The 24,543-nt window shown below is 72.6% G+C and carries 22 protein-coding genes; 10 read left to right on the top strand and 12 right to left on the bottom strand.

Annotated features, from left to right (window positions below; translation table 11 throughout):
• Positions 1 to 106 precede the first annotated feature (106 nt).
• From ACH4K1_RS09630 to coxB, 3 genes are read right to left on the bottom strand one after another with little or no spacing between them, the layout of a single operon-like run.
• Entirely contained in the window at positions 107 to 505 is a 399-nt protein-coding gene (locus ACH4K1_RS09630; RefSeq protein WP_073769397.1) for a cytochrome c oxidase subunit 4, read from the bottom strand.
• Entirely contained in the window at positions 502 to 2,238 is a 1,737-nt protein-coding gene (ctaD, locus tag ACH4K1_RS09625) for a cytochrome c oxidase subunit I (RefSeq protein WP_398088100.1), read from the bottom strand. Before ctaD ends, ACH4K1_RS09630 begins: the two co-directional genes overlap by 4 nt.
• Positions 2,235 to 3,203: a cytochrome c oxidase subunit II gene (coxB, locus tag ACH4K1_RS09620; protein WP_398088098.1), complete on the bottom strand. Its 969-nt coding sequence runs from the start codon at positions 3,201 to 3,203 to the stop codon at positions 2,235 to 2,237. Before coxB ends, ctaD begins: the two co-directional genes overlap by 4 nt.
• Before the next feature lie 275 nt (positions 3,204 to 3,478).
• Between coxB and ACH4K1_RS09615 the strand changes: the two genes are divergently transcribed.
• Complete coding sequence (locus ACH4K1_RS09615) at positions 3,479 to 4,861, top strand: cysteine desulfurase/sulfurtransferase TusA family protein (RefSeq protein WP_398088096.1); 1,383 nt, start codon at positions 3,479 to 3,481, stop codon at positions 4,859 to 4,861.
• Here the strand turns inward: ACH4K1_RS09615 and ACH4K1_RS09610 are convergent, their stop codons facing one another.
• Positions 4,862 to 5,836 carry a carbohydrate kinase family protein gene (locus tag ACH4K1_RS09610; RefSeq protein ID WP_398088094.1) on the bottom strand — a complete coding sequence of 325 codons (975 nt, stop codon included), beginning with the start codon at positions 5,834 to 5,836 and terminating at the stop codon, positions 4,862 to 4,864.
• A gap of 157 nt (positions 5,837 to 5,993) precedes the next feature.
• On the opposite strand from ACH4K1_RS09610, the gene ACH4K1_RS09605 reads away from it, so the two are divergent.
• Together ACH4K1_RS09605 and ACH4K1_RS09600 are read left to right on the top strand one after the other, a co-directional pair.
• Positions 5,994 to 6,191 carry a hypothetical protein gene (locus tag ACH4K1_RS09605; RefSeq protein ID WP_398088092.1) on the top strand — a complete coding sequence of 66 codons (198 nt, stop codon included), beginning with the start codon at positions 5,994 to 5,996 and terminating at the stop codon, positions 6,189 to 6,191.
• Between the two features lie 195 nt (positions 6,192 to 6,386).
• Positions 6,387 to 7,823, top strand: coding sequence for a hypothetical protein (locus tag ACH4K1_RS09600; protein WP_398088090.1), 1,437 nt, complete (start codon positions 6,387 to 6,389; stop codon positions 7,821 to 7,823).
• A 247-nt stretch (positions 7,824 to 8,070) separates the two neighbouring features.
• On the opposite strand, the gene ACH4K1_RS09595 is transcribed toward ACH4K1_RS09600, so the two are convergent.
• Positions 8,071 to 8,427 carry an iron-sulfur cluster assembly accessory protein gene (locus tag ACH4K1_RS09595; protein WP_030118057.1) on the bottom strand — a complete coding sequence of 119 codons (357 nt, stop codon included), beginning with the start codon at positions 8,425 to 8,427 and terminating at the stop codon, positions 8,071 to 8,073.
• Positions 8,428 to 8,669: 242 nt separating this feature from the next.
• On the opposite strand from ACH4K1_RS09595, the gene nadA reads away from it, so the two are divergent.
• Entirely contained in the window at positions 8,670 to 9,857 is a 1,188-nt protein-coding gene (gene nadA, locus ACH4K1_RS09590) for a quinolinate synthase NadA (RefSeq protein ID WP_398088088.1), read from the top strand.
• A gap of 209 nt (positions 9,858 to 10,066) precedes the next feature.
• Here nadA and ACH4K1_RS09585 read toward each other — a convergent pair whose 3' ends face one another.
• From ACH4K1_RS09585 to ACH4K1_RS09565, 5 genes are all read right to left on the bottom strand, one after another.
• A complete protein-coding gene (locus tag ACH4K1_RS09585) occupies positions 10,067 to 13,219 on the bottom strand; it encodes an efflux RND transporter permease subunit (RefSeq protein WP_398088087.1) in 3,153 nt (1,050 codons plus the stop codon).
• Between the two features lie 175 nt (positions 13,220 to 13,394).
• Positions 13,395 to 14,138 carry a response regulator gene (locus ACH4K1_RS09580; RefSeq protein WP_398088085.1) on the bottom strand — a complete coding sequence of 248 codons (744 nt, stop codon included), beginning with the start codon at positions 14,136 to 14,138 and terminating at the stop codon, positions 13,395 to 13,397.
• Positions 14,135 to 15,436, bottom strand: coding sequence for a sensor histidine kinase (locus ACH4K1_RS09575; protein ID WP_398088084.1), 1,302 nt, complete (start codon positions 15,434 to 15,436; stop codon positions 14,135 to 14,137). The genes ACH4K1_RS09580 and ACH4K1_RS09575 overlap by 4 nt, the downstream gene beginning before the upstream one ends.
• 188 nt (positions 15,437 to 15,624) lie before the next feature.
• Positions 15,625 to 15,903 (bottom strand): hypothetical protein, encoded by a 279-nt coding sequence (locus ACH4K1_RS09570; protein ID WP_398088082.1) that lies wholly within the window; start codon positions 15,901 to 15,903, stop codon positions 15,625 to 15,627.
• A 10-nt stretch (positions 15,904 to 15,913) separates the two neighbouring features.
• Entirely contained in the window at positions 15,914 to 16,699 is a 786-nt protein-coding gene (locus ACH4K1_RS09565) for a PspA/IM30 family protein (protein WP_398088080.1), read from the bottom strand.
• A 317-nt stretch (positions 16,700 to 17,016) separates the two neighbouring features.
• On the opposite strand from ACH4K1_RS09565, the gene ACH4K1_RS09560 reads away from it, so the two are divergent.
• The 4 genes from ACH4K1_RS09560 to ACH4K1_RS09545 all read left to right on the top strand — a co-directional run bounded on the left by ACH4K1_RS09560 (position 17,017) and on the right by ACH4K1_RS09545 (position 20,537).
• On the top strand, positions 17,017 to 17,616 hold the full coding sequence (locus ACH4K1_RS09560; RefSeq protein ID WP_398088079.1) for a DUF3043 domain-containing protein: 600 nt from the start codon (positions 17,017 to 17,019) through the stop codon (positions 17,614 to 17,616).
• Positions 17,617 to 17,699: 83 nt separating this feature from the next.
• Positions 17,700 to 18,407, top strand: a complete 708-nt coding sequence (locus tag ACH4K1_RS09555) for a methyltransferase domain-containing protein (RefSeq protein WP_398088409.1) — start codon at positions 17,700 to 17,702, stop codon at positions 18,405 to 18,407.
• Between the two features lie 146 nt (positions 18,408 to 18,553).
• Positions 18,554 to 19,642 (top strand): S1C family serine protease, encoded by a 1,089-nt coding sequence (locus ACH4K1_RS09550; RefSeq protein WP_398088078.1) that lies wholly within the window; start codon positions 18,554 to 18,556, stop codon positions 19,640 to 19,642.
• A gap of 319 nt (positions 19,643 to 19,961) precedes the next feature.
• Positions 19,962 to 20,537: a hypothetical protein gene (locus ACH4K1_RS09545; protein WP_398088077.1), complete on the top strand. Its 576-nt coding sequence runs from the start codon at positions 19,962 to 19,964 to the stop codon at positions 20,535 to 20,537.
• Between the two features lie 157 nt (positions 20,538 to 20,694).
• Here ACH4K1_RS09545 and ACH4K1_RS09540 read toward each other — a convergent pair whose 3' ends face one another.
• Positions 20,695 to 20,904, bottom strand: coding sequence for a hypothetical protein (locus ACH4K1_RS09540; RefSeq protein WP_010057779.1), 210 nt, complete (start codon positions 20,902 to 20,904; stop codon positions 20,695 to 20,697).
• 78 nt (positions 20,905 to 20,982) lie between these two features.
• Here ACH4K1_RS09540 and ACH4K1_RS09535 point away from each other — a divergent pair, with 78 nt between their 5' ends.
• Together ACH4K1_RS09535 and cobT are read left to right on the top strand one after the other, a co-directional pair.
• Positions 20,983 to 22,188 (top strand): bifunctional adenosylcobinamide kinase/adenosylcobinamide-phosphate guanylyltransferase, encoded by a 1,206-nt coding sequence (locus tag ACH4K1_RS09535; RefSeq protein ID WP_398088075.1) that lies wholly within the window; start codon positions 20,983 to 20,985, stop codon positions 22,186 to 22,188.
• Positions 22,189 to 22,520: 332 nt separating this feature from the next.
• Entirely contained in the window at positions 22,521 to 23,633 is a 1,113-nt protein-coding gene (gene cobT, locus ACH4K1_RS09530; RefSeq protein WP_398088073.1) for a nicotinate-nucleotide--dimethylbenzimidazole phosphoribosyltransferase, read from the top strand.
• A 116-nt stretch (positions 23,634 to 23,749) separates the two neighbouring features.
• On the opposite strand, the gene ACH4K1_RS09525 is transcribed toward cobT, so the two are convergent.
• Positions 23,750 to 24,514 carry a hypothetical protein gene (locus tag ACH4K1_RS09525; protein WP_398088072.1) on the bottom strand — a complete coding sequence of 255 codons (765 nt, stop codon included), beginning with the start codon at positions 24,512 to 24,514 and terminating at the stop codon, positions 23,750 to 23,752.
• Positions 24,515 to 24,543: the final 29 nt, after the last annotated feature.

Raw genomic sequence — 24,543 nt, 5'->3', positions numbered from 1 at the left:
CGTCCAGTGACTCCGAACGAGGGAAGGGCCCGCGTCGCTCTCGGCGACGCGGGCCCTTCGTGGTGTAGCGCGTGTCACCGCCGGGGCGGTGTCACGGTGTGCGGTGTCACTGGGTGCGGTTCTCGCCCCGGTAGTACTCGAAGACCCAGCCGAAGAGGCCGATCAGGAGCAGGGGGGCGGAGAAGTACAGCAGCCACCAGCCGAAGACGACGCCCATGAAGGCGAAGGCTCCGCCGACCGCCAGGGAGAGCGGCTGCCAGCTGTGCGGGGAGAAGAACCCCAGCTCGCCGGCCTCGTCGGCGACGTCGGCTTCCTTGTTGTCCTGGGCCATGGCGTCGACCCGGTTGGCCGTGAAGGCCAGGTAGAAGCCGATCATGACGGCCAGCCCGAAGGCCAGGAAGAGCGCCGTGGTGCCGACCGGCTCCTTCGACCACACGCCGTACACGATGGCCATGCCGAGGATGAAGACGCTCAGCCAGATGAACATCTGTCCCTGGATCTTCACTTGCCTGCCTCCTTGCCGCCGGCCAGGGCCTTGTCCGACTCGGAGTCGTGGTCGAGCTGCTCCAGGGCGGTGATCTCCGGGTGGTGCAGGTCGAACGCCGGGGATTCGGAGCGGATCCGCGGCAGGGTGAGGAAGTTGTGCCGCGGCGGCGGGCAGGAGGTCGCCCACTCCAGCGAGCGGCCGTAGCCCCACGGGTCGTCGACCTCGATCTTCTTGCCGTACTTGGCGGTCTTCCAGACGTTGTAGAAGAACGGCAGCATCGACAGGCCGAGCAGGAACGAGGAGATCGTCGAGATCGTGTTCAGCGCGGTGAAGCCGTCCGCGTCGAGGTAGTCCGCGTAACGACGCGGCATGCCCTCGGCGCCGAGCCAGTGCTGCACCAGGAACGTGCCGTGGAAGCCCACGAACAGCGTCCAGAACGTGATCTTGCCGAGCCGCTCGTCCAGCATCTTGCCGGTGAACTTCGGCCACCAGAAGTGGAAGCCGGAGAACATCGCGAAGACCACGGTGCCGAAGATGACGTAGTGGAAGTGGGCGACGACGAAGTACGAGTCGGAGACGTGGAAGTCCATCGGGGGCGAGGCGAGGATGACGCCGGTCAGACCACCGAAGGTGAAGGTGATCAGGAAGCCGACGGCCCAGAGCATCGGTGTCTCGAAGGACAACGACCCCTTCCACATCGTGCCGATCCAGTTGAAGAACTTCACACCTGTCGGTACGGCGATGAGGAAGGTCATGAACGAGAAGAACGGCAACAGCACGCCGCCCGTCACGTACATGTGGTGCGCCCACACCGTCACGGAAAGGCCGGCGATGGCGATGGTGGCCGCCACCAGGCCGATGTAGCCGAACATCGGCTTGCGGCTGAATACCGGGATGACCTCGGAAATGATTCCGAAGAACGGTAGCGCGATGATGTACACCTCTGGATGGCCGAAGAACCAGAAGAGGTGTTGCCAGAGCAGGGCCCCGCCGTTGGCCGAGTCGAAGATGTGCGCGCCGAATTTACGGTCGGCCTCCAGCGCGAAGAGCGCGGCGGCGAGGACCGGGAAGGCCAGCAGGACCAGGACACCGGTCAGCAGGACGTTCCAGGTGAAGATCGGCATGCGGAACATCGTCATGCCGGGGGCGCGCATGCAGATGATCGTGGTGATGAAGTTGACCGAGCCGAGGATCGTGCCGAAGCCGGAGAAGGCCAGACCCATGATCCACATGTCGGCCCCGACGCCCGGCGAGCGGACCGCGTCCGAGAGCGGGGAGTAGGCGAACCAGCCGAAGTCGGCGGCACCCTGCGGGGTGAGGAAGCCGGCCACCGCGATGATCGAGCCGAAGAGGTACAGCCAGTACGCGAACATGTTCAGCCGCGGGAACGCCACGTCGGGCGCGCCGATCTGCAGCGGCATGATCCAGTTCGCGAACCCGGCGAACAGCGGCGTCGCGAACATCAGCAGCATGATCGTGCCGTGCATCGTGAACGCCTGGTTGAACTGCTCGTTCGACATGATCTGCGTACCCGGACGGGCCAGCTCGGCGCGCATGAAGAGCGCCATGAGTCCGCCGATGCAGAAGAAGACGAACGACGTGACCAGGTAGAGCGTACCGATCGTCTTGTGGTCGGTGGTGGTCAGCCACTTCACGACGATGTTTCCCGGCTGCTTGCGCCGCACGGGCAGCTCGTCCTCGTACGAGTCGTCTGCCGGAGCGGCACCCTGAGGTTCGTTGAGGATGCTCACAGTTGGTTCTTCTCCGCATTCCTGGCCGGGTCGGTCTGCGCGATGCCTGCCGGCACGTAGCCCGTCTGACCCTTCTCAGCCAGCTCCTTGAGGTGCTGCTGGTAACGCTCCGGGGAGACGACCTTCACGTTGAAGAGCATCCGGGAGTGGTCGACGCCGCAGAGCTCGGCGCACTTGCCCATGAAGGTGCCCTCGCGGTTGGGGGTCACCTCGAACACGTTGGTGTGGCCCGGGATGACGTCCTGCTTCATGAGGAACGGCACCACCCAGAAGGAGTGGATGACGTCACGCGAAGTGAGGACGAAGCGGACCTTCTCACCCTTCGGCAGCCACAGGGTCGGGCCCGGGTTGCCGTTCTGCGGGTTGCGGGTGCCGGGGATGCCCACGTCGTAGACGCCGCCGGCGCCCTCGGGGAAGTCCTCGCGGAACCGGTTGGGGATGGCGTCGAGCTCCTTGGGGAACTCGGGGCCCGCTGCGGGCTGCCCGTCCACCTTCTCGATGTAGTTGAAGCCCCAGCTCCACTGGTAGCCGACCACGTTGATGGTGTGGGCGGGCTTGTCGGAGAGCTCGAGGAGCTTCGACTCGTCCCGGGCGGTGAAGTAGAACAGCACCGAGACGATGATGAGGGGAACCACTGTGTACAACGCCTCGATGGGCATGTTGTACCTGGTCTGCGGAGGTACCTCCACCTTGGTCCGGCTACGCCGGTGGAAGATGACGCTCCAGAGGATCAGCCCCCAGACAAGGACACCCGTGACGAGCGCTGCCGCCCACGAGCCTTGCCAGAGGGAGAGGATCCGCGGGGCCTCTTCCGTTACCGGTGTGGGCATTCCGAGGCGGGGGAAATCCTCCCAGTTGTATGAACAACCGGAGGCCGTCGCCAGGACCAGGCCCGCAGTCAGCACCTGCGGCAGCTTCCGCCGCATCGGGCGCCGCGACGAGCGGTCGGAGCCGTTGGGACTCACGTAGCGCCTTCCCGAGAGTCTCGCCCGCACGGTTCGGCGCGCCCGTATGTCTCTGGTCGGTCGCCGGCCCTGACGCGGGCAGGGGTTTGGATGTTTATGCGGACCAAACCCTACTGGACGCTATTTGGGGTCGCGCGGGGAGGGTGCCCAACGCGCCGCCGGAGACCCCCATGGAGTGGAATCCGGGCCTCCGGCCCTCATCTGACGGCCCCTCGTCCGCTCGGGGGGGGCCGGTCCCCGGCGGGGCGGGGCCGGGGGCGGGCTAGCGTGGCGGGATGCCCTACTTCGACGCCGCCTCCGCCGCCCCCCTGCACCCCGTCGCACGCCAGGCCCTGCTTGCCGCGCTCGACGAGGGCTGGGCCGATCCCGCCCGTCTGTACCGGGAGGGGCGGCGGGCCCGGTTGCTGCTGGACGCGGCCCGGGAGGCGGCGGCGGAGGCCGTCGGGTGCCGTCCGGACGAGCTGGTGTTCACCTCGTCGGGGACGACGGCGGTGCACGCGGGAATTGCCGGGGCTCTTTCCGGGCGTCGGCGTGTCGGCCGCCGTCTGGCCCATTCCGCGGTCGAACACTCGTCGGTGCTGCACGCCGCGGCGGCCCACGAGGCGGCGGGCGGATCGGTCACCGAGGTCCCGGTGGACCGTTCGGGGGCGGTGGACCCGGCGGCGTACGGCGAGGCGCTGCGGGCGGACACCGCGCTGGCCTGCCTCCAGTCGGCCAACCACGAGGTGGGCACCGAGCAGCCGGTGGCCGAGGTCGCCGCGCTCTGCGCCGAGGCGGGGACGCCGCTGCTGGTCGACGCGGCCCAGTCGCTCGGCTGGGGGCCGGTCCCGGCGGGCTGGTCGCTGCTGACGGCGAGCGCGCACAAGTGGGGCGGCCCGGCCGGGGTCGGGCTGCTGGCGGTCCGCAAGGGGGTGCGCTTCGCCCCCGGGGGCCCGGCCGGGGAGCGGGAGTCGGGGCGGGCGCCGGGGTTCGAGAACCTGCCGGCGATCGTGGCGGCGGCGGCCTCGCTGCGCGCGGTGCGGGGCGAGGCGGCGGCAGAGGCGGCACGGCTGCGGGCGCTGGTGGACCGGATCCGGACCGTGGTGGCCGAGCGGGTGCCCGACGTGGAGGTGGTGGGCGACCCGGAGCGGCGGCTGCCGCACCTGGTCACCTTCTCCTGTCTCTATGTCGACGGGGAGACCCTGCTGCACGAGCTGGACCGGCGGGAGTTCTCCGTGTCGTCCGGCTCGTCCTGCACCAGCAGCACCCTGACTCCGAGCCATGTGCTGAAGGCGATGGGCGTGCTCTCGGAGGGCAACGTCCGGGTGTCGCTGCCGCCGGGCACCACCGGGACGGACGTGGACCGCTTCCTGGAGGTGCTGCCCGCGGTCGTCGCCGAGGTGCGCGAACGGCTCGGCGCCCCGGTCGCCGCTCCTCGCCCCCCCGCCTCCGCCGCACCCCTGGTGGTCGACGCGCTGGGCCGCCGCTGCCCGGTCCCGGTGATCGAGCTCGCAAAGGTGATCGGGGAGGTACCGGTGGGCGCCACGGTGACGGTGCTCTCCGACGACGAGGCGGCGCGGCTGGACATCCCGGCCTGGTGCGAGATGCGGGGCCAGGAGTACGTGGGCGAGGAGCGGGCGGCCCGGGGCTCGGCCCATGTGGTCCGCCGGCTCAGCTGATCACGCCAGGTGCTGCCGGATCTCGGCGGCGGCGTCGTGGCCGTACGCCTTGGTGAAGCGGTCCATGAAGGCGGTGTGGCGCAGGGTGTACTCCTGGGTGCCGACCGTCTCGATGACCAGGGTGGCGAGCATGCAGCCGACCTGGGCGGCGCGCTCCAGGCCGACGCCCCAGGCGAGACCGGAGAGGAAGCCGGCCCGGAAGGCGTCGCCGACGCCGGTGGGGTCGGCCTTGACGTCCTCCTCGGGGCAGCCGACCTCGATGACCGGCTCGCCGACCCGCTCGATCCGGACGCCGCGGGCGCCGAGGGTGGTGACGCGGTGGCCGACCTTGGCGAGGATCTCCTCGTCGCTCCAGCCGGTCTTGGACTCGATGAGCCCCTTCTCGTACTCGTTGGAGAAGAGGTAGGTGGCGCCGTCGAGGAGGATGCGGATCTCCTCGCCGTCCATCCGCGCGATCTGCTGGGAGAAGTCGGCGGCGAACGGGATGTTCCGGGTGCGGCACTCCTCCGTGTGGCGGAGCATCGCCTCGGGGTCGTCGGCGCCGATGGAGACGAGGTCGAGGCCGCCGACGCGGTCGGCGACGCTCTTCAGCTCGATGAGGCGGGCCTCGCTCATCGCCCCCGTGTAGAAGGAGCCGATCTGGTTGTGGTCGGCGTCGGTGGTGCAGACGAAGCGGGCGGTGTGCAGGACCTCGGAGATCCGGACGGAACCGGTCTCGACGCCGTGCCGGTCGAGCCAGGCGCGGTAGTCGTCGAAGTCGGACCCGGCGGCGCCGACCAGGATCGGGCGGGTGCCGAGCAGGCCCATCCCGAAGCAGATGTTGGCGGCGACACCGCCCCGGCGCACATCGAGGTTGTCGACCAGGAAGGAGAGGGAGACCGTGTGCAGCTGATCGGCGACCAGCTGGTCGGCGAAGCGGCCGGGGAAGGTCATGAGGTGGTCGGTGGCGATCGAGCCGGTGACTGCAATACGCACGGGGAGACTGCTCCTGCGGAAGGCGAAGGGCCGTGAGTGCGCCCTCCGGGACGACGTGACAGTTCACGCTACCGGGTGAGGCGGGCGGCAAGGAAAAGGGAAAACTACCCGATAGTAGGGCTTTCTACCTGAGCTCGGCCGTGGTTACGGTGCGGATATGTCTAACCACACCGCACTGCCCGAGTCCGAATCGAGCCTGGCCGCCCTGCGCGGGGACTGCGCGCGGATGGCGCCGCACTGGACGAAGCCCACCAGGAGCACCCCGGCCCCCGTGAAGCCGTCCCTGATCAACGGGGTGACGGTGCCGCCCTCGTCGGCGCGGCTGGTCGACGCGATGCCCGAGTACGGGGACTGAGCACCCGCCGGGGCCGGCCGGCGGACATCGCCTTTCGGCCTTTCCGTACCGGTCCCGGCGCGATCCGTGCGGCGTCCCCGTACGAGGCTCCCCGGCCGGTGGAACCGCACGCTCCCCCGCTCCGTCCCACCGGTGTCCCCGTCCGGGGGCACGCGGTTGGCGCCGCGACGGCGACGCAGTCGAAGGAGCGATCCGGTGAGCACCGAGCGACCCGACAACGACGTGACCGGTCCCCGGCGGCGGCGTCCGCCGCTCGCGGTGGTCTCGGTGGCCGCGGCCGTCCTGCTGGCCGGGGGCGGCGGCGCCTACTGGGCCTCCACCGCCTCGGGCGACGGCGCCGGGGCGGACAGCGGTGCGGCGGCGAAGAGCGCGGCCCGGCCGCTGGCCCTGGACGCCCCCGCCGACCCACCGGGTGGGACCTCCTCGGACGCGCCGCCCGCGGGCATCGCCCCCGGCGAACCGGACCCCTCCGGCCCGCCCGTGGTCTACCGGGCCTCGGGCGAACTCCCGGACGGCCCGGCCGAGGCGGCGGTCCACGTGGCGAAGGGGACGGTCGCCCCGGCCGACGTCGCCCGGCTGGCGAAGGCGCTGGGCGTCCCCGGCACGCCGCGCGCCCAGGGCACGTCCTGGGTGGTCGGCGACGACGACGGGCCCGGTGCGCTCCTGAAGGTGGCGAAGCAGGCCCCGGGCGCCTGGACGTTCGCCGCGACCACCCCGTCCAAGCCCTGCGAGCCGGGGATGGTGTGCGCGAACGGTCCCGCCGGGCCGGGCGGCGGGGAGCCGGTGAGCGAGAAGGCGGCGAAGGCGGCCGCGGCCCCGGTCCTCAAGGCGGTCGGCCAGGACGACGCGGCGCTGAACGCCGGCCAGGTGATGGGCGGCGTCCGCGTGGTGAACGCCGATCCGAAGATCGGCGGCCTCCCGACGTACGGCTGGTCCACCGGCGTCCAGGTGGGCCCGGACGGCGAGGTGACCGGCGGCAGCGGCCGTCTCAAGGCGCTGGAGAAGGGCGACGTCTACCCCGTGCTGGGCGCGGACGAGGCGCTGAAGCAGTTGAACGCGGAGAGCAGGGGGAAGGGCGACGGCGGCCGGGACATCGGCGGGTGCGCCACTCCCGTGCCGCTGGAGGGCGAGCCGAAGCCCCCGTCCCAGCCCCAGTGCGTGCCGTCGAACGGCAAGAGGGCGCCGGTGGAGCGGACGGTCGAGGACGCGGTGTTCGGCCTGGCGCTGAACCACGTGGACGGCCGGCCCATGCTGGTGCCGTCCTGGCTGTTCACGGTCCGGCAGGCGCCGGGCGGCCCGGAGGAGACGGTCACGCGGATCGCGGTGGACCCGGAGTTCGTCGAGGAGCCCGCGGCCCCGACGCCGTCGGGGGACCGGAGGGTGACCTCGTACGGGGCGGACGGGCGGACCCTTGAGGTGACCTTCTGGGGCGGTGTGTGCAGTACGTACACGGCGAGCGCGCGGGAGAGCGCGGGCCAGGTGCGGATCACGGTCACGGAGAAGCCGCAGGAGGGCAAGGAGGTCTGTGTCTTGATCGCCAAGGAGCTGACCCGGACGGTGACGCTGGAGAAGCCGCTGGGCGACCGCACGGTGATCGACGCGGCCTCGGGCGGAGCGGTCCCGCGCCGCTGAGCCGCGGGCTCACGGCATGCGGAGGCGGGGGGCGGGGGGGGTTTTTAGGGGGGGGCGGCCCCCCCCGCGGGGGGTGGGGCGGCCGCGGGGGCAAGAAAAAATGGCCCCCCCGCGCCCCCCGGGGGGGGGGGGGGGGGGCGGCGCCCGCGCGCGGGGCGGCGGGGGGGGCGGGGGCGGGGGGGGGGCCGCCCCGGGGGGGCCCCCCCCCCCCCCGCCTCCGCATGCCGTGTGTTCCCGCTCGCAGTGCCTAGCTGAACGAGTCGCCGCAGGCGCAGGAGCCGGTGGCGTTCGGGTTGTCGATCGTGAAGCCCTGCTTCTCGATGGTGTCGACGAAGTCGATGGAGGCGCCGCCCAGGTACGGGGCGCTCATCCGGTCGGTGACGACCTTGACACCGTCGAAGTCCTTGACGACGTCACCGTCGAGCGAGCGCTCGTCGAAGAAGAGCTGGTAACGCAGGCCCGAGCAGCCGCCCGGCTGGACGGCGACGCGCAGCGCCAGGTCCTCACGGCCTTCCTGCTCCAGCAGGGCCTTGACCTTGGAGGCGGCGGCGTCGGACAGGAGGATGCCGTCGCTCACGGTGGTGGTCTCGTCCGATACGGACATCTGCTTCTCTCCCGGGTTGTACGGACTGCTTGCCGACGGTTCAACCGCCAGACCCGCGTAATCATTCCGGGCCAAGCGCTTGTCTGTTCCTTTTCATGCTCGCACACCCGGCCGCCCGGGGGATGCGTCACATCGACGCTATCGGCATCGTCAAAGTGACACGAAGCGGCTATGATAGATAGCGTCAAATAGACGAAAAGGCGCGTTCGCCGAAGCGCAGAGCAGAACGCAGAGAAGAAAGGGTGCGTGACGTGACCACGGCCCAGCCCCTGGACGTACAGCCGACACCCCTCGCGCTGCTGCTGCTCGGCCGAGAGGCCGACCCGAGGAGCGAGCGCGGCGTCGAGTGCCCCGGGGACCTCCCCTCCCCCTCCGACCCGGACCTGGTGGCGCGCGCCCGCGCCGCGAAGGAGAGGCTCGGGGACAAGGTGTTCGTCCTCGGCCACCACTACCAGCGCGACGAGGTCATCCAGTTCGCGGACGTCACCGGCGACTCGTTCAAGCTGGCCCGGGACGCGGCGGCCCGCCCGGAGGCGGAGTACATCGTCTTCTGCGGTGTGCACTTCATGGCCGAGTCCGCCGACATCCTCACCACGGACGACCAGGCGGTCGTGCTGCCCGACCTGGCGGCCGGCTGCTCGATGGCCGACATGGCCACCGCCGAGCAGGTCGCCGAGTGCTGGGACGTCCTGACCGACGCCGGGGTCGCCGACCGGGTGGTGCCCGTCTCGTACATGAACTCCTCCGCCGACATCAAGGCCTTCACCGGCCGGCACGGCGGCACGATCTGCACCTCCTCGAACGCGAAGCGGGCCCTGGAGTGGGCCTTCGAGCAGGGCGAGAAGATCCTCTTCCTCCCCGACCAGCACCTGGGCCGCAACACGGCCGTGCGGGAGATGGGGATGAGCCTCGACGACTGCGTCGTCTACAACCCGCACAAGCCGAACGGCGGCCTCACCGCCGACCAGCTGCGGGACGCGAAGATGATCCTGTGGCGGGGGCACTGCTCGGTCCACGGCCGGTTCTCGGTCGAGTCGGTCGAGGACGTCCGGGCCCGCATCCCCGGCGTCAACGTGCTGGTGCACCCGGAGTGCAAGCACGAGGTCGTCGCCGCCGCGGACTACGTCGGCTCGACGGAGTACATCATCAAGGCCCTGGAGGCGGCCCCGCGCGGCTCGAAGTGGGCCATCGGCACGGAGCTGAACCTGGTCCGCCGCCTGGCCAACCGTTTCGCCGACGAGGACAAGGAGATCGTCTTCCTCGACAAGACGGTCTGCTTCTGCTCGACGATGAACCGCATCGACCTGCCGCACCTGGTCTGGGCCCTGGAGTCGCTGGCCGACGGGAAGCTGGTCAACCGGATCGAGGTCGACCCGGAGACGGAGAAGTACGCGAAGCTCGCGCTGGAGCGGATGCTGGCGCTGCCGTAGCGCCCGCCCGCTCCGGGAGGAACCGCCCGGAAGCCCCGGTGCGCCGCAGGCCGGCGTGCCGGGGCTTCCGCGTGCGGCTCCGGGCCTTCCGTCAGGCCGGTCCCCCGCGCCGGCGGGAACGCGTTCGCCGGCGCGGCCGGGTCAGCCGGAAACCCCGGAGGGGCCCGCCCCGCGCGAGCGCGTGGGGCGGGCCCCTCCGGTCGGCCGGGTCAAGCCTTCGCGGGCTCGGCCTCCCGGGCCTCCTCCGGCTGGTCCCTCGCCGGGCCCTCCTTGGCCGCGCGCTTGGCGGCCTTCTTCCCGGCGCGGCGCTCCTTGCGGAGCTCGACCATCGCGTACAGGGTCGGGACGAGCAGCAGGGTCAGCAGCGTGGAGCTGATCAGACCGCCGATCACCACGACGCCCAGCGGCTGCGAGATGAAGCCGCCCTCGCCGGTGACGCCGAGCGCCATCGGGAGCAGGGCGAAAATGGTCGCCAGGGCCGTCATCAGGATCGGCCGGAAGCGGTGGCGGCCGCCCTCCACGACCGCTTCCACGATGCCGAGGCCCTGGGCGCGGTACTGGTTGATCAGGTCGATCAGCACGATCGCGTTGGTGACCACGATGCCGATGAGCATCAACATGCCGATCATCGCCGGGACGCCCAGCGGGGTGCCGGTGACGAGCAGCAGGGCCAGCGCCCCGGTCGCCGCGAACGGGACGGAGACCAGCAGGATCAGCGGCTGGACGAGCGACCGGAAGGTGGCCACCAGCAGCATGAAGACGATGGCGATGGCGGCCAGCATCGCGAGTCCGAGCTGGGCGAACGCCTCGTCCTGGTCCGCCGTGACGCCGCCGATGGTGGCGGTGGCGCCCTCGGGGAGGTCCAGCGCGTCGAGCTTCTCGGCGAGTTCGGTGCTGACCGCGCCCGTGTTGTCGCCGACCGGCTTGGCGGTGATCGTCGCCGAACGCTGGCCGTCGATGCGGGTCATCGAGACCGGGCCGGGGACCACCTTCACGTCGGCGATGTCGCCGAGGGTGACCGGGCCCAGCGGCAGGGCCTTCAACTCGGCCATGGTGGCGGCCGGCTTCGCGGAGCGGATGACGATGTCGCGTTCGGTCTCGTCGAGCGTCGCGGAGCCGGCGGGCGTGCCCCGTACGGCTCCGGCGACGATCCCGCCGAGGGCGGCGGAGTCGAACCCGGCGGCGGCCGCCCGGTCGTTGGCGGTGACCGAGATGCGCGGGACGCTCTGCGCCAGGTCGCTCTGGACGTCGGTGACGTCCTCGATGGTGGCGACCTCGGCACGGACGGCTTCGGCCGCCTTCTTCAGGACGTCCCCGTCGGCGGCCTTGACCACCACGCTCAGGTCCTGGGAGCCGAAGCCGTCGCCCGCCGCGATGGTGGTGTCGCCGATCCCGTCGAGCTTGCCGAGGGCCTCGTCGATGCGGTCCTGGGCGTCCTCGGAGTCCGCGGCGTCCTTCAGGGTGACCTGGTAGGACGCCTGGTTGGAGCCGGTGCCGCCGCCGAAGGCGGCCATGAAACCGGAGGAGCCGACGGTGACCTGGTAGTCCTTGACGCCCTTGTCCTCGATGAGGACCTTCTCGACCTTGCGGGCGGCCTGGTCGGCGGCTTCCAGGCTGGTGCCGGGGGCCAGCTCCTGCTTGACGGTCAGGACCTCCTGCTCGCCGGGGTCGAAGAAGTTCGTCTTCAGCAGCGGGACCATGCCGAAGGTGCCGAGCAGGACGGCGACGGCGATGACGATGCTGGTGATCCGGCGGCGGGTGGCGAAGCGGAGGATCGGGACGTAGATCCTCTGGAGCCGGCTGGCCGCCTCCTTCTCCTCCGCGAGGCGGCGGGCTTCCGCCGCGTCCTCGGGTGTGCCCTTCGGCGGGCGCAGGAACCAGTACGAGAGGACCGGCACCACGGTGAGCGAGACCACCAGGGAGGCGAGCAGCGCGGCGGTGACGGTCAGCGAGAACGAGCCGAACAGCTGGCCGACCATGCCCCCGACCAGCCCGATGGGCAGGAAGACGGCGACGGTGGTGAGGGTGGCGGAGGTGACCGCGCCGGCGACCTCCTTGACCGCGGTGGTGATCGCCGCGTGGCGCTCCTCGCCGTAGCCGAGGTGGCGCTTGATGTTCTCCAGGACCACGATCGAGTCGTCGACGACCCGGCCGATGGCGATGGTGAGCGCGCCGAGCGTGAGCATGTTGAGCGACAGGTCGCGGGTCCAGAGCACGATCAGCGCGAGGACGACCGAGAGCGGGATGGAGACGGCGGTGACCAGCGTCGAGCGGACCGACGCGAGGAAGACCAGGATCACGACGACCGCGAAGACCAGCCCGAGCGCCCCCTCCGTGGTCAGGCCCGAGATCGACTTGGAGACGGCGGGGCCCTGGTCGGAGACGACCGTCAGTTCGGCGCCGCCGCCGAGGTCCTGGCGGAGGCCGGGCAGCTTCTCCTGGACGGCGTCCGAGATGGCGACGGCGCTGCCGTCCTTGTCCATCGTCGCCATCACGGCGAGGCTCGGCCTGCCGTTGGTGCGGGTGAGGGAGACCGCCGCGGACGGCTCCTGCCTCACCTCGGCCACGTCGCCGAGGCGCACCGGCTTCGCCGGTCCGTCCGAGGAGCCCGCCGGGCTCTTGGCGACGACCTGGAGGTCCTCGATCTGCCGCAGCGAGGTGTAGGCGCCGCCCACCTGGATGGCGCGGTTCTCGCCGGACTCGGAGAAGGAGCCGGCCGGCACGGTGGCGCCGCCCGACTGGAGGGCCTGGGCGAGCGTGCCCGTGTCCAGGCCGGCCGCGGCGAGCTTCTTGGCGTCGGGGACGACGGAGACCTGGAGGTCCCGCACGCCGTCGACGGTGACCTGGCCGACGCCTTCGATGTCCTGGAGGGCCGGGACGACCGTGCGGTCGAGCCGCTCGGCCAGGACCTGCTGGTCCTCGTCGGAGCTGACGGCGAGGACCACGGTCGGGATGTCGTCCGTGGAGCCCGCGATCACCTGCGGGTCGACGTCGGCGGGCAGCTGGGCGCGGGCCCGGTTCACCGCCTGCTGGATGTCCGCGACGAGCTGCTTGGTGCCCTCGTCGCCGAAGTCGAAGGTGGCCATGATGAGGGCGGTGCCCTCGCTGGCGGTGGAGGTGATGGACTCGACGCCGTCGACGGCCTTGAGGGAGTTCTCCAGGGGCTCGACGACCTGCTTCTCGACCACATCGGGGGACGCACCCTGGTAGGGCGCCAGCACCGTGACCATCGGCAGTTCGATGGTGGGCAGCAGCTGCTGCTTGAGCTGCGGGACGGCTATCGCGCCGAAGACCAGCGCGACGATCGAGATCAGCCCGATCAGGGCCCTTTGCGCGAGGCTGAATCTGGACAGCCAGGACATGGGTGGGTCTCTCTTCTGTGGCGTACGCGGCAGGGGGCGCGGAGGGGGGACGTCAGGGCCCGCCCCTCCAGCCCAGTCCTACGATCGCCGCTCCCCGCAGCCGATACGTCGCCCCCCGGGCTGCTTTCCTGCGCCGCGCATACCGCAGCTGGAGTACACCGCCGTGGTCCGCCGGTCAGTCGGCCCGCGGACGCACCAGGCCCGATTCATAGGCGATGACCACCAGTTGGGCCCGGTCCCGGGCGCCGAGCTTCGCCATCGCCCGGTTCACGTGGGTCTTGACGGTGAGCGGGCTGACCGCGAGCCGCTCGCCGATCCGGTCGTTGGAGTGGCCCCCGGCGACCAGGACCAGCACCTCGCGTTCGCGGCCGGTGAGCGCCGCCAGCCGCTGCGCGTACTCCGCACTGTCCGGCCCCTCCGCCGAACCGCTGCCGCCCTGGGCCAGGAAGGTGGCGATGAGCCCCTTGGTCGCCGCCGGGGAGAGCAGCGCCTCGCCGGCCGCGGCGATCCGGATCGCGTTGAGCAGCTCCTCCGGCTCGGCGCCCTTGCCGAGGAAGCCGGAGGCCCCGGCGCGCAGGGACTGGACCACGTACTCGTCGACCTCGAAGGTGGTGAGCATGACCACCCGCACCGCGGACAGCTCCGGGTCGGCGCTGATCATGCGGGTGGCGGCCAGCCCGTCGGTGCCCGGCATCCGGATGTCCATGAGCACCACGTCGGCGCGCTCGGCCCGGGCCAGCTCGACGGCCCGGGCCCCGTCGGCGGCCTCGCCGACCACCGTCATGTCCGGCTCGGAGTCCACCAGCACCCGGAACGCGCTGCGCAGGAGCGCCTGGTCGTCGGCGAGCAGGACCCGGATCGGCGCCTCCCGGACGCCGGGCGTCGGGGCGGGCGTCGGCGTCGGCGTCGGTTGGGTCATCGGCGGATCCCCGTCCCGCCCGCCGTGCCCGGCCGCTCCGGTTCTCCCGTGCGGGCTTCGACCGGAAGGATCGCATGGACCCGGAACCCGCCGCCGTACCGAGGCCCCGCGGTGAGGGCCCCGCCGAGGGCGGTGACGCGTTCGCGCATGCCGAGCAGCCCGTGGCCGCCGCTCTCCGGTCCGTCGCCGTCGCCCGCACCGCCGCCGCCCGGCCCGGCCCCGGGGCGGCGGCCCGCGCTCCCCCGGCCGTTGTCGAGCACGGTGACCTCCACGGTGGCCCCGACCCGCACCACGCTCACCTCGGCCCCGGCCCCCGCCCCGGCGTGCTTGCGCACGTTGGTCAGGGCCTCCTGGATGACCCGGTAGGCGGCGAGGTCGACGGCGGCGGGCAGCCGGTCGCCGTCTGCGCAGGCCACCTCGACGGGGAGGCCGGCGTTGCGGAAGGTGCCGACCAGTTCGCCGAGCACCGCGAGGCCGGGGGCCGGTTCGGTGGGGGCCTCGGGGTCGCCCTGCTGGCGCAGGAGCCCGACCGTGACCCGGAGTTCGTTGAGCGCGGAGCGGCTGGCGTCGCGTACGTGGGCGAGCGCCTCCTTGGCCTGGTCGGGGCGCTTGTCCATGACGTGGGCGGCGACCCCGGCCTGCACGTTGACCAGGGCGATGTGGTGGGCGACGACGTCGTGGAGGTCGCGGGCGATCCGCAGCCGCTCCTCGGCGACCCGGCGGCGGGCCTCCTCCTCCCGGGTGCGCTCGGCCCGCTCGGCGCGTTCCCGGATGGCGTCGATGAAGGCGCGCCTGCTGCGTACGGCGTCCCCGGCGGCCCCGGCCAGGCCGGTCCAGGCGAAGACGCCGAAGTTCTCCTGGCTGTACCAGGGGGTCGAGCCGAAGACCATCGCGGTGGCCGAGACCGCCACCGTGGTCAGCAGCCCGACCCGCCAGGTGGTGGGGCGGTCGGTGCGCGAGGCGACGGTGTAGAGGGCGATGACCGTGCTCATGACGACCGGGGCGGGCGGCTCCGTCAGGACGTACTCGGTGATCGCGAGGGCGCCGGTGGCGGCGAGGACCTGCATCGGCCGGCGGCGTCGCAGGACCAGGGCGACCGCGCCGAGGACCATGAGGAACACGCTGAAGAGGCCGGGGGTGCGGGTGCCGAAGGTCGGCCCGTGTCCGGCGCCCGGGTCGGCGAACGACCCGCAGATCATCGAGAGGAGCGCGCCCAGTGCGACGGCCGCGTCGAACGCGAGCGGGTGGTCCCGGAGCCAGCGGCGGGCGCGCGCGAAGCCGGAGGAGAGGGTGGTCACGACCGGCTACGGTACGCGGCCGCCCCGCGGAGCCGTACGCCTTCCCGGGAAACAACGGGCGCCCCGGGGGGGGGGGGGCGGAAACGCCGCTGCCCCGCGTCCGGCGGACCGGGCGCGGGGCGGGGCGGGAGGCGCGGGGGTGCCGGTGCGCGGCCGTCCACGGGGCCGCCGGGCGGGCCCGTGGGGGCTCAGTTGGGGATGAGCCCGTCGTCGCCGAGCATGGCGCGCACCTCTTCGAGGGTGGCGTCGGGCGCCGGCAGGATCAGCTCGGACGGCTCCAGGGAGTCGTCCGGGAGCGGGGCGCCGAGCTCGCGCACCTTGTCCAGGAGCGCGTGGAGAGTGGTGCGGAAACCGGGCCCGTCCCCGCTCTCCATCTCCTTGAGCAGGAGGTCGTCGAGCTCGTTCAGTTCGACGACGTGGCTGTCGGCCAGCTCGACCTGGCCCTCCCCCATGATCCGTACGATCATGACGCTGCCCTCACTGCTTGTCGAACTTGTGCGGGGACGGCTGCTGCGACTGCTGTGCACCGCCCTGGGCGCCGCCCTCGATGGCCTGCTGCGAGGACGAGGAGCCCCCGGCCAGCTCGGCCTTCATGCGCTGCAGCTCCAGCTCCACGTCGCTGCCGCCGGAGATCCGGTCCAGCTCGGCGGCGATGTCGTCCTTCGCCGTGCCGGTCGGGTCGTCCAGGGCGCCGGAGGCGAGCAGCTCGTCGATGGCGCCGGCCCGCGCCTGGAGCTGCTGCGTCTTGTCCTCGGCCCGCTGGATCGCGAGGCCGACGTCGCCCATCTCCTCGGAGATGCCGGAGAACGCCTCGCCGATCCGGGTCTGGGCCTGGGCCGCCGTGTAGGTGGCCTTGATGGTCTCCTTCTTCGTACGGAAGGCGTCGACCTTGGCCTGGAGGCGCTGCGCCGCGAGGGTGAGCTTCTCCTCCTCGCCCTGGAGCGTGCTGTGCTGGGTCTCCAGGTCGGTGACCTGCTGCTGGAGGGCCGCGCGCCGCGACAGCGCCTCACGCGCCAGATCCTCGCGGCCCAGCGCCAGCGCCTTGCGGCCCTGGTCCTCCAGCTTGGACGACTGGCCCTGCAGCTGGTTCAACTGCAGCTCCAGGCGTTTGCGGGACGTCGCCACGTCGGCGACGCCGCGACGCACCTTCTGCAGCAGCTCCAGCTGCTTCTGGTACGAGTAGTCGAGGGTCTCGCGCGGGTCCTCGGCCCGGTCAAGGGCCTTGTTCGCCTTCGCGCGGAAGATCATTCCCATACGCTTCATGACACCGCTCATGGGCTTCGCGCGCCCCCTTCTGACGGACTGAGCTCCGGCACTCCCGATAGAACCCACAGTACGGGCCCTGCCTCTATTACCGCACTGTTCGGAGCCGGATGTGCTCCTCCCCAAGGACGAGTACGCCGGGGAAACGCTCCCGCCCAAGGTGTAGGCGAGACCCCGGGACGCACGGTGACGGGCGCCGGAACAGGTGGTTAACGCCCGTATCGCCCGGCCGGCGCCCCGGCCGGGGCGCCCTCCGTTGCCGGATCGTTTTCGCCCCGGGGCCGGGCCCGCGCGCCGACCCCGTACCCTTGGGTTTTGTGTTCCGTAGCCGCGCCAAGACAGAGAAGGCCCCCACCGACAAGGTGACGGCGGACCTCTCCCAGCAGCCCCGCGACCCGCAGGCTCCCAAGGGTCGCCCCACCCCCAAGCGCAGTGAGGCCCAGTCGCAGCGCCGCCGTGCCGCGTCCGCCGCACCGGCGGACCGCAAGGCGGCCGTGAAGCGCCAGCGCGAAGCGCGCCGCGCCGACATGGCCCGCCAGCGCGAGGCGCTCGCCTCGGGCGACGAGCGCTACCTCCCGGTCCGCGACAAGGGCCCGGTGCGGCGCTTCGTCCGGGACTACGTGGACTCGCGCTTCTGCGTCGCGGAGTGGTTCCTGCCGCTCGCCGTGATCATCCTGGTCCTCAGCGTGATCCAGGTGCCGAACATGCAGGCCATCGTGATGATGCTCTGGCTCGGGGTGATCGTCCTGATCGTGATCGACTCGATCGGTCTGGGCCTCCGCCTGAAGAAGCAGCTCCGCGAGCGCTTCCCGGACACCCCGAAGCGCGGCGCCGTGGCGTACGGCCTGATGCGCACGCTCCAGATGCGCCGACTGCGGCTGCCGAAGCCGCAGGTCAAGCGCGGAGAGCGGCCCTGAGCACGGACACCTCCGGCTTCACCGGGGCCTCCTCGGCGTGGCCGGCGGGTCTCGGCGGCGTACGCGACACGGTCCGCCAGGAGCTGGTCGCCCGGCAGCTCGACGAGCAGATAGCCGGGCGCTTCCCGGTGGGGCGGCGGCTGCGCGTTCTGGACGTGGGCATGGGCCAGGGCGCCCAGGCGCTGCGGCTCGCGCGGGCCGGTCACTCGGTGACCGGCCTGGAGTCGGACGCCGAGATGCTGACGGCCGCCCGGGAGTCCCTGGCGACCGAGCCCGAGGGCATCCGGGAGCGGGTCCGGCTCGTCGAGGGCGACGGCCGCGAGACCGGCGTGCACTTCCTGCCCGGCAGCTTCGACGTGGTGCTGTGCCACGGCGTCCTGATGTACGTCGAGGAGCCGGACCCGATGCTGGCCGGGCTCGCCCGGATGCTGGCCCCCGGCGGTCTGCTCTCCCTGCTCGTACGGAACGCGGACGCGCTCGCGATGCGCCCGGGGCTCGCCGGCGACTTCGGCGCCGCCCTGGCCGCCTTCGACACCGCCACGTACACCGACCGCCTCGGCCTCACCGTGCGCGCCGACCGGCTCGACGCCCTGCGGGCCACACTCGCCGGGATCGCCGCTCCCCTGCACGCCTGGTACGGGGTCCGCGTCTTCACGGACAACGTGGACGACGATGTGGAGCTGCCGGCCGACGAGCTGGAACGGGTGCTGACCCTGGAGGACCGGGCCGGGCGCACCGACCCGTACCGGGGCGTGGCGGCGCTGCTGCACCTGTGCGGCGTACGGGGCTGACGCGCGCCGGCGCTCCGGCGGGCACGGGCCCGCCTGAGCGGCCGGTGCGCGCGCACCCGTAGCGCGACGTACCCGCCCGGTGCGTACCGGCCCCGTTCGGCTCATCAGCGCGGGCACCCGAACGGGTCCGGACCCAGACTCCGGATATGGACGCATCCTCCTCCCGCAGCCGGACGCGCAGGCTGCTGACCCCCTTGTCCGCGGCCGTCTGCGCCATCGCTCTGGCGGGCGGCTGCTCCGGTGCGGGTCCGGCCGCCCCGGCGCCCGAGGCGAGCGCGTCGGGGACGGCGCAGGGGTCGGTGAAGCGCGCCCCCGACGACCTGGAGGCCGCCTACCAGAAGGTCATCAACGACGTGCTGCCGTCGGTGGTGCAGATCGAGGCGTCCGAAGGACTCGGCTCCGGGGTCGTCTACGACGGCAGGGGCCACATCGTCACCAACGCCCATGTGGTCGGCGACGAGAAGAAGTTCAAGGTCAGCGTGGCCACCGGGGAGGAGGTGGTGAGCGCGTCGCTGGTCTCCTCCTATCCGGAGCAGGACCTCGCGGTGATCAGGCTCGACGACGTGCCGGACGGGCTGCGGCCCGCGAAGTTCGCCGATGCGGGCACGGTCGAGGTGGGGCAGATCGTGCTGGCGATGGGCTCGCCGCTGGGCCTGTCCAGCAGCGTCACTCAGGGCATCGTCTCCGCACTCGGCCGGACCGTGAGCGAGAGCCGGTCGGGCGGCGGCACCGGGGCGACGATCGCCAACATGGTGCAGACGTCCGCGGCGATCAACCCGGGCAACAGCGGCGGGGCCCTGGTCGACCTGGACAGTGAGGTGATCGGCATCCCGACCCTCGCGGCGACCGACCCGCAGCTGGGGGACGGCGCGGCGCCGGGCATCGGTTTCGCGATCCCCGTCTCGATGGTGAGGACGGTCGCGGACCAGATCATCAAGGACGGCAAGGTCACCGACTCGGGGCGGGCCGCGCTCAACATCACCGGCCGCACCGTCGTCGACGACGACTACCGGCCCGCCGGGGTGGCGCTGGTCAGCGTGGAGCGGGGCGGGGCCGCGGACGAGGCGGGGCTGCGGCCCGGGGACACCATCACCGGGATCGGGGACGACGAGGTCACCACGATCACCTCGCTCTCCGAGGCGCTGGCCAACGACAGGCCGGGCCAGAAGGTGAGGGTGACGTACACGCGCGACGGCTCCAGCCGTACGGCGGAGGTCACGCTCGGGGAGATCTGAGCGGACCTACGGAATCTTCGACGGCTCCGCACCCCTGCCGGCCACACCGGCACGGGTGCGGAGCCGCCGGCGTTTCCGGGGGCGGGGCCGGGGGCGTGACGGGCGGCCCCTTGTCGCGGTACGGCAGATCCTCTAGCGTCTCGGGTGGCCTCACGGGGGGAGACGAGGCGATGGCCCAGGTGGCGGCGGGGGCCGCCGACGCCTGCTGACCCGTTGGTTCTCTCCGTCCCGGATCATCCGCCCAGGAGAGAAGGAAGTCGTTGAACGAGCAGTCCCCGCCCAGGGAGCCTTCGCCCGCACAGGACAAGGTGTGGGTCCTGTGAAGCGGACGGTCGGGTGCGTGGTCGCCCTGCTGATCGTGGTCGGCCTCCCGGCGGCCGGCATCTACGCGGTCGTCCAGTGGATGCAGAGGCCCGTGCATCAGGTGGCGAAGACCCTCCACGACTACGGCACCCTCTGCGGAGGACGCGAGATCCCCGGCGCCCCGGCCTACCAACCCGGTTCGGGGCCGCACCCCGTCGTCGTGTTCGAGAGCGCCCGGGAGGACGACGGTTCGCAATCGCGGGTGTCGCTCCGCGCGGGGGAGAGCGACGACCCGTTCAACCCGGAGGACCCCGACCAGGTGGAACTCGTCGCGTGCACGGAGCACACCGACGCCGGTGAGGAGGTCGCCACCTGCGACTTCACCAACGAGTCGGTGGGGATGCGCAGCGCGACCGTGGAGATCACGGTGTACGAGGCGCGTACCGGCGACCAGGTCGGGGAAGCGGTCGAGCTGGTCGGCGAGGACAAGAGCTGCCCGGCCATGGTCACCTTCAAGGGAGACCTGAACCTGTACACGATCCCGTCGGAAAGCCAGTACCTCGAAGCGCTCAAGTCCGCCGTGACCGGCTGAGCGAGCGGCTGGTCGGGGGTGTCCGCTTCCGGGCGGGGCGGGGGCAGAGCCTGCTCGGCGCGGCGCCCGGTGGCCGTCACCGCGGACTCCGGTCGTCGGAACGGTGCGGTGACCGCCGGAGCCCCGGCGGTCACCGCTCCGCTGCCGTGGCCGGCCGTCAGGCGCCGTCGGCCTGCAGGCTCATCGGGCCGTAGATCTTGGTCGTGTCCTCGAAGAGCGTCACCTGTGCGGCGCCGCCCTCCAGGAGTTCCTTCCAGTACTCGCCGATCCAGGACTCCGCGTCGCCCTGGGTGGTGAACTCCTCCGGCTGCAGCGCCGGTTCCGTCTCCGTACCATCGGACTTCTCGAACCGCCACGTCCACGCCATGTCAGCCTCCTGGGTCACGTTGCTGTCCGAAGCGTAGCCGGACGCGCACCCCGCGCGGGGACACGGGAGGATCAAGGGGTGGAACTGACACTGCTCGGCACCGGAGCCCCCGACGGGCTGCCCCGCCCCTCCTGCCCCTGCGCGGTCTGCGCCTCGGCGCGCGGCCCGTGGGCGCGGGCCGCGACCGCGCTGCTGGTCGACGACGCGCTGCTGCTCGACCTCACCCCGGGAGCGGTGTTCGCCGCCGCACGGGCGGGGCGTTCGCTGGGCCCGGTACGCCAGGTGCTGCTGACCCACCCGCACGACGGCCCCGCCGTCGAGCTGCCGCCCGCCCTGCCGCCGGCCGGGCGGGTGCCGGACGGCCAGGTCCTGACGCTGATCAGCGGGCACCGGGTGCGGGCGGTGGCGATGGACGCGCCGGGGCCCGGGTACGAGGTGACGTCCCCGGAGGGCGAGCGGCTGCTGTACCTGCCGCCGGGGGCCGCTCCCGCCGGACTGCCCGAGCGGGTGGAACGGCCGTTGGACATGGTCGTCTGCGATGTGGTCGGGCGGCCGGAGGCGGTGGCGCGGCTGCGGTCGGCGGGGGCGGTGGGCCCGACGACCGAGGTGGTCGCGGTCCACCTGGACCACGACGCCCCGCCGGGCCCGGCCCTGGAGAGGCGGCTCGCGGCGGCCGGGGCGCGGGCGGTGCCGGACGGGACGACGCTGGTGGTGGGCGAGTACCACGCGGTGCCGGACGTGCCGCGCCGGGTGCTGGTGACGGGCGGTGCGCGGTCGGGGAAGTCGGTGGAGGCGGAGCGGCGCCTGGAGACGTTCCCGGCGGTGGTGTACGTGGCGACCGGGGGCCGCCGCGACGGGGATGCGGAGTGGGCGGCGCGGATCGGGCTGCACCGGGAGCGCCGGCCGGGCGGCTGGCGGACCGAGGAGACCTGTGAACTGGCGGAGTTGCTGCGGGCGGACGGGCCGCCGCTGCTGATCGACTGCCTGTCGCTGTGGCTGACCGACGCGATGGACCGGGTGGGGGCCTGGGAGGACGAGCGGTGGCACGCCGGGGGCGGCGAGGAGGCGCTGCGGGAACGGGTCGGCGAGCTGGTCGCCGCGGTGCGCGGGACCCGGCGGCCGGTCGTGCTGGTGACCAACGAGGCGGGGTCGGGGGTGGTGCCGGCGACTTCGGCGGGGCGCCGGTTCCGCGACGAGCTGGGACGGCTGAACGCGGCGGTGGCGGCGGAGTGCGAGCAGGTGCTGCTGGTGGTGGCGGGGCAGGTGCTGGTACTGCGGGGCTGAGGGGCCCTCCGGGGGGGGCGGGGCCTGCTGTTCGTGCGGGGTCCGGCCCGTACGCGGGGCGGCGGGGCAGCATGCCCGGAGCCCGTCCTGTCCCGGTCCGTGCCGTCCCCGGGGGCCTCGTACCCGGGGCCCGGCCCGTATGCGGGGCCGCATGCCCGGAGCTCGGCCCGTATGCGGGGCCTCGTACCCACGGCCCGGCCCGGCCCGTACGCCGCGGGCGGCCGATCTCGGCCGGGACCGTGCCGGGGGGCGCCCGGTACTGTTCCGGGCAGGGGCCCGCAGCCGGGTTCCCGGGCCCGGACCCGACGTGACGACCCGCGAGGCAGACCCCCGTGAACCTGGACGACTTCTCCGACCTGATCCAACGCCCCGACGGGGGTGTGCGGCGCGACGCCGAGGAGCGGCGCGAGCGGCTGGCCGTCCCCCCGGGGGCGCTCGGACGGCTCGACGAGTTGGGCGAGTGGCTCAGCGCCGCGCAGCAGTCCGTGCCGGTCAGGGCCGTCGAGCAGCCGCGGCTGGTGCTCTTCGCCGGGGACCACGGCGTGGCGGAGCTGGGCGTCTCCGGGCGGGCGGCGGGCAGCGCGCACGAGCTGGTGCGGGCCGCTCTGGACGGGACGAGCCCGGTCGCGGTGCTGGCCCGGCGGTTCTCGGTGCCGATGCGGATCGTGGACGTCTCCCTGGACTGCGATCCGGAGCTGCTGCCCGAGTCCGTGGTCCGCCACCGGGTGCGGCGGGGTTCGGGGCGCATCGACGTCGAGGACGCGCTGAGTGCGGAGGAGGCCGAGCAGGCGGTCCGCCTGGGCATGGCCGTCGCCGACGAGGAGGCGGACTCCGGCACCGACCTGGTGGTGCTCGGCGACCTCAGTGTCGGCGGGACCACGGCCGCTGCCACCCTGATCGCCGCGCTCTGCGGTACGGACGCCTCCGTGGTGACCGGGCGCGGCGGCGCCGGCATCGACGACCTGGCGTGGATGCGCAAGTGCGCGGCGATCCGGGACGCGTTGCGCCGGGCCCGACCGGTGCTCGGCGACCAGCTGGAGCTGCTGGCCACCTCCGGCGGGGCGGACCTGGCGGCGATGACGGGCTTCCTCCTGCAGAGCGCGGTGCGCCGGATGCCGGTGATCCTGGACGGCGTCGTCTCGGCGGCCTGCGCGCTGGTGGCGCAGCGGGCCGCGTTCCGGGCGCCGGACTGGTGGCTGGCGGGTCAGACCAGCGGGGAGCCCGCGCAGACGAAGGCGCTGGACCGGATGGCGTTGACCCCGCTGCTGGACCACGGGGTGACGGTGGGCGGGGGCAGCGGCGCGTTGCTGGCCCTGCCGCTGGTGCAGGCCGCGGCGGCGCTGGCCGCCGAACTCCCCGAGCGCGAGCCGGAGAAGGCCGAGGCCGGGGAGGACACGGAAGGCGCGGAGCCCGGGTCGGAGCCTGCTGCGCTCGACGGGGCCTGAGACCCCCGCCCGGCCGTCGTCCTGCCGGGGTACGGCGTACGGGACCTGCCGGGGTACGGCGTACGGGACCTGCCGGTGGGCGACGTACGGGAGCGGCTCGGGCGGCGGCGTGCCGCTCACGGCCTCGGTGCGGGCGGTGGTGGAACCCGGTCCGGGGCGCCGCCGATGAGGTCCTGGAACTTCCGGCGCGGCCCGGCCCACCGCACATCGTGGTGGTAGGCGCGCAGCAGCGCCCGGGAGCGGGCCCGGGGGCGGTTGCGGTAGAAGCGCCGGGCCCAGGGCGAGGCGGGGCGGGCGAGGCGGACCGCGCCGACCAGCGCGACGAACGGGACGAGGGTGCCGAGCACCGCCATCCGCGTCTTCCCCTTGAGCAGGCAGACCAGGACGAAGGCGAAGCTGACCACGTACGTGGTGATGACTCCGAAACGGTCCTGCTGTTCCTCGTCGCTGACGTCGTCCACGCCCAGCGGGGAGAAGCCGGCCAGGACCAGCAGCACCAGCGCGGCCGTCAGCACGACCACCTCCACGCTCTGCCGGCCCTCCTCGGTCCAGTACACGTCGTCCAGGTGCAGGACCAGGGCGAACTCGTCCAGCACCAGGCCGGCTCCCACGCCGAAGACCACCGCGAAGATCCCGGCGGCCACGCCCTGCCGTCCGCTGCCCACCGCGCCGAACCCGCCGACCACCGACAGCACGACCCCGGGCACCACGTGGTGGAGGTGCACCCCGCCCGGCGTGATGTTGCGGAACGGGCCCTTCCCGGCACGGATCATGCGCGTGATGGTGCGGGTGACGGCGAAGGTCAGGACGAAGGCGGCCAGCGCGAGGAGCAACGGCAGCTTGCCGGGCTCCACGATGTTCTCGTACCACCAGTGACCCATCCCACCCACTCCCGAAATGCACGGTTTCC

Source organism: Streptomyces sp. NPDC017448 (genome assembly GCF_044330565.1).
Classification (GTDB): Bacteria; Actinomycetota; Actinomycetes; order Streptomycetales; family Streptomycetaceae; genus Streptomyces.
The sequence above is the reverse complement of the archived record's forward strand: the minus strand, read 5'-3'. Positions and strand labels throughout refer to the sequence as shown.

Coding starts and splice junctions, on each gene's coding strand:
- ACH4K1_RS09570 (WP_398088082.1), bottom strand. CDS start 15,903: ATGATCGTACGGATCATGGGGGAGGGCCAGGTCGAGCTGGCCGACAGC.
- ACH4K1_RS09615 (WP_398088096.1), top strand. CDS start 3,479: ATGCCCTACTTCGACGCCGCCTCCGCCGCCCCCCTGCACCCCGTCGCA.
- ACH4K1_RS09585 (WP_398088087.1), bottom strand. CDS start 13,219: ATGTCCTGGCTGTCCAGATTCAGCCTCGCGCAAAGGGCCCTGATCGGG.
- ACH4K1_RS09605 (WP_398088092.1), top strand. CDS start 5,994: ATGTCTAACCACACCGCACTGCCCGAGTCCGAATCGAGCCTGGCCGCC.
- ACH4K1_RS09580 (WP_398088085.1), bottom strand. CDS start 14,138: ATGACCCAACCGACGCCGACGCCGACGCCCGCCCCGACGCCCGGCGTC.
- ACH4K1_RS09550 (WP_398088078.1), top strand. CDS start 18,554: ATGGACGCATCCTCCTCCCGCAGCCGGACGCGCAGGCTGCTGACCCCC.
- ACH4K1_RS09525 (WP_398088072.1), bottom strand. CDS start 24,514: ATGGGTCACTGGTGGTACGAGAACATCGTGGAGCCCGGCAAGCTGCCG.
- ACH4K1_RS09540 (WP_010057779.1), bottom strand. CDS start 20,904: ATGGCGTGGACGTGGCGGTTCGAGAAGTCCGATGGTACGGAGACGGAA.
- ACH4K1_RS09595 (WP_030118057.1), bottom strand. CDS start 8,427: ATGTCCGTATCGGACGAGACCACCACCGTGAGCGACGGCATCCTCCTG.
- ACH4K1_RS09565 (WP_398088080.1), bottom strand. CDS start 16,699: ATGAAGCGTATGGGAATGATCTTCCGCGCGAAGGCGAACAAGGCCCTT.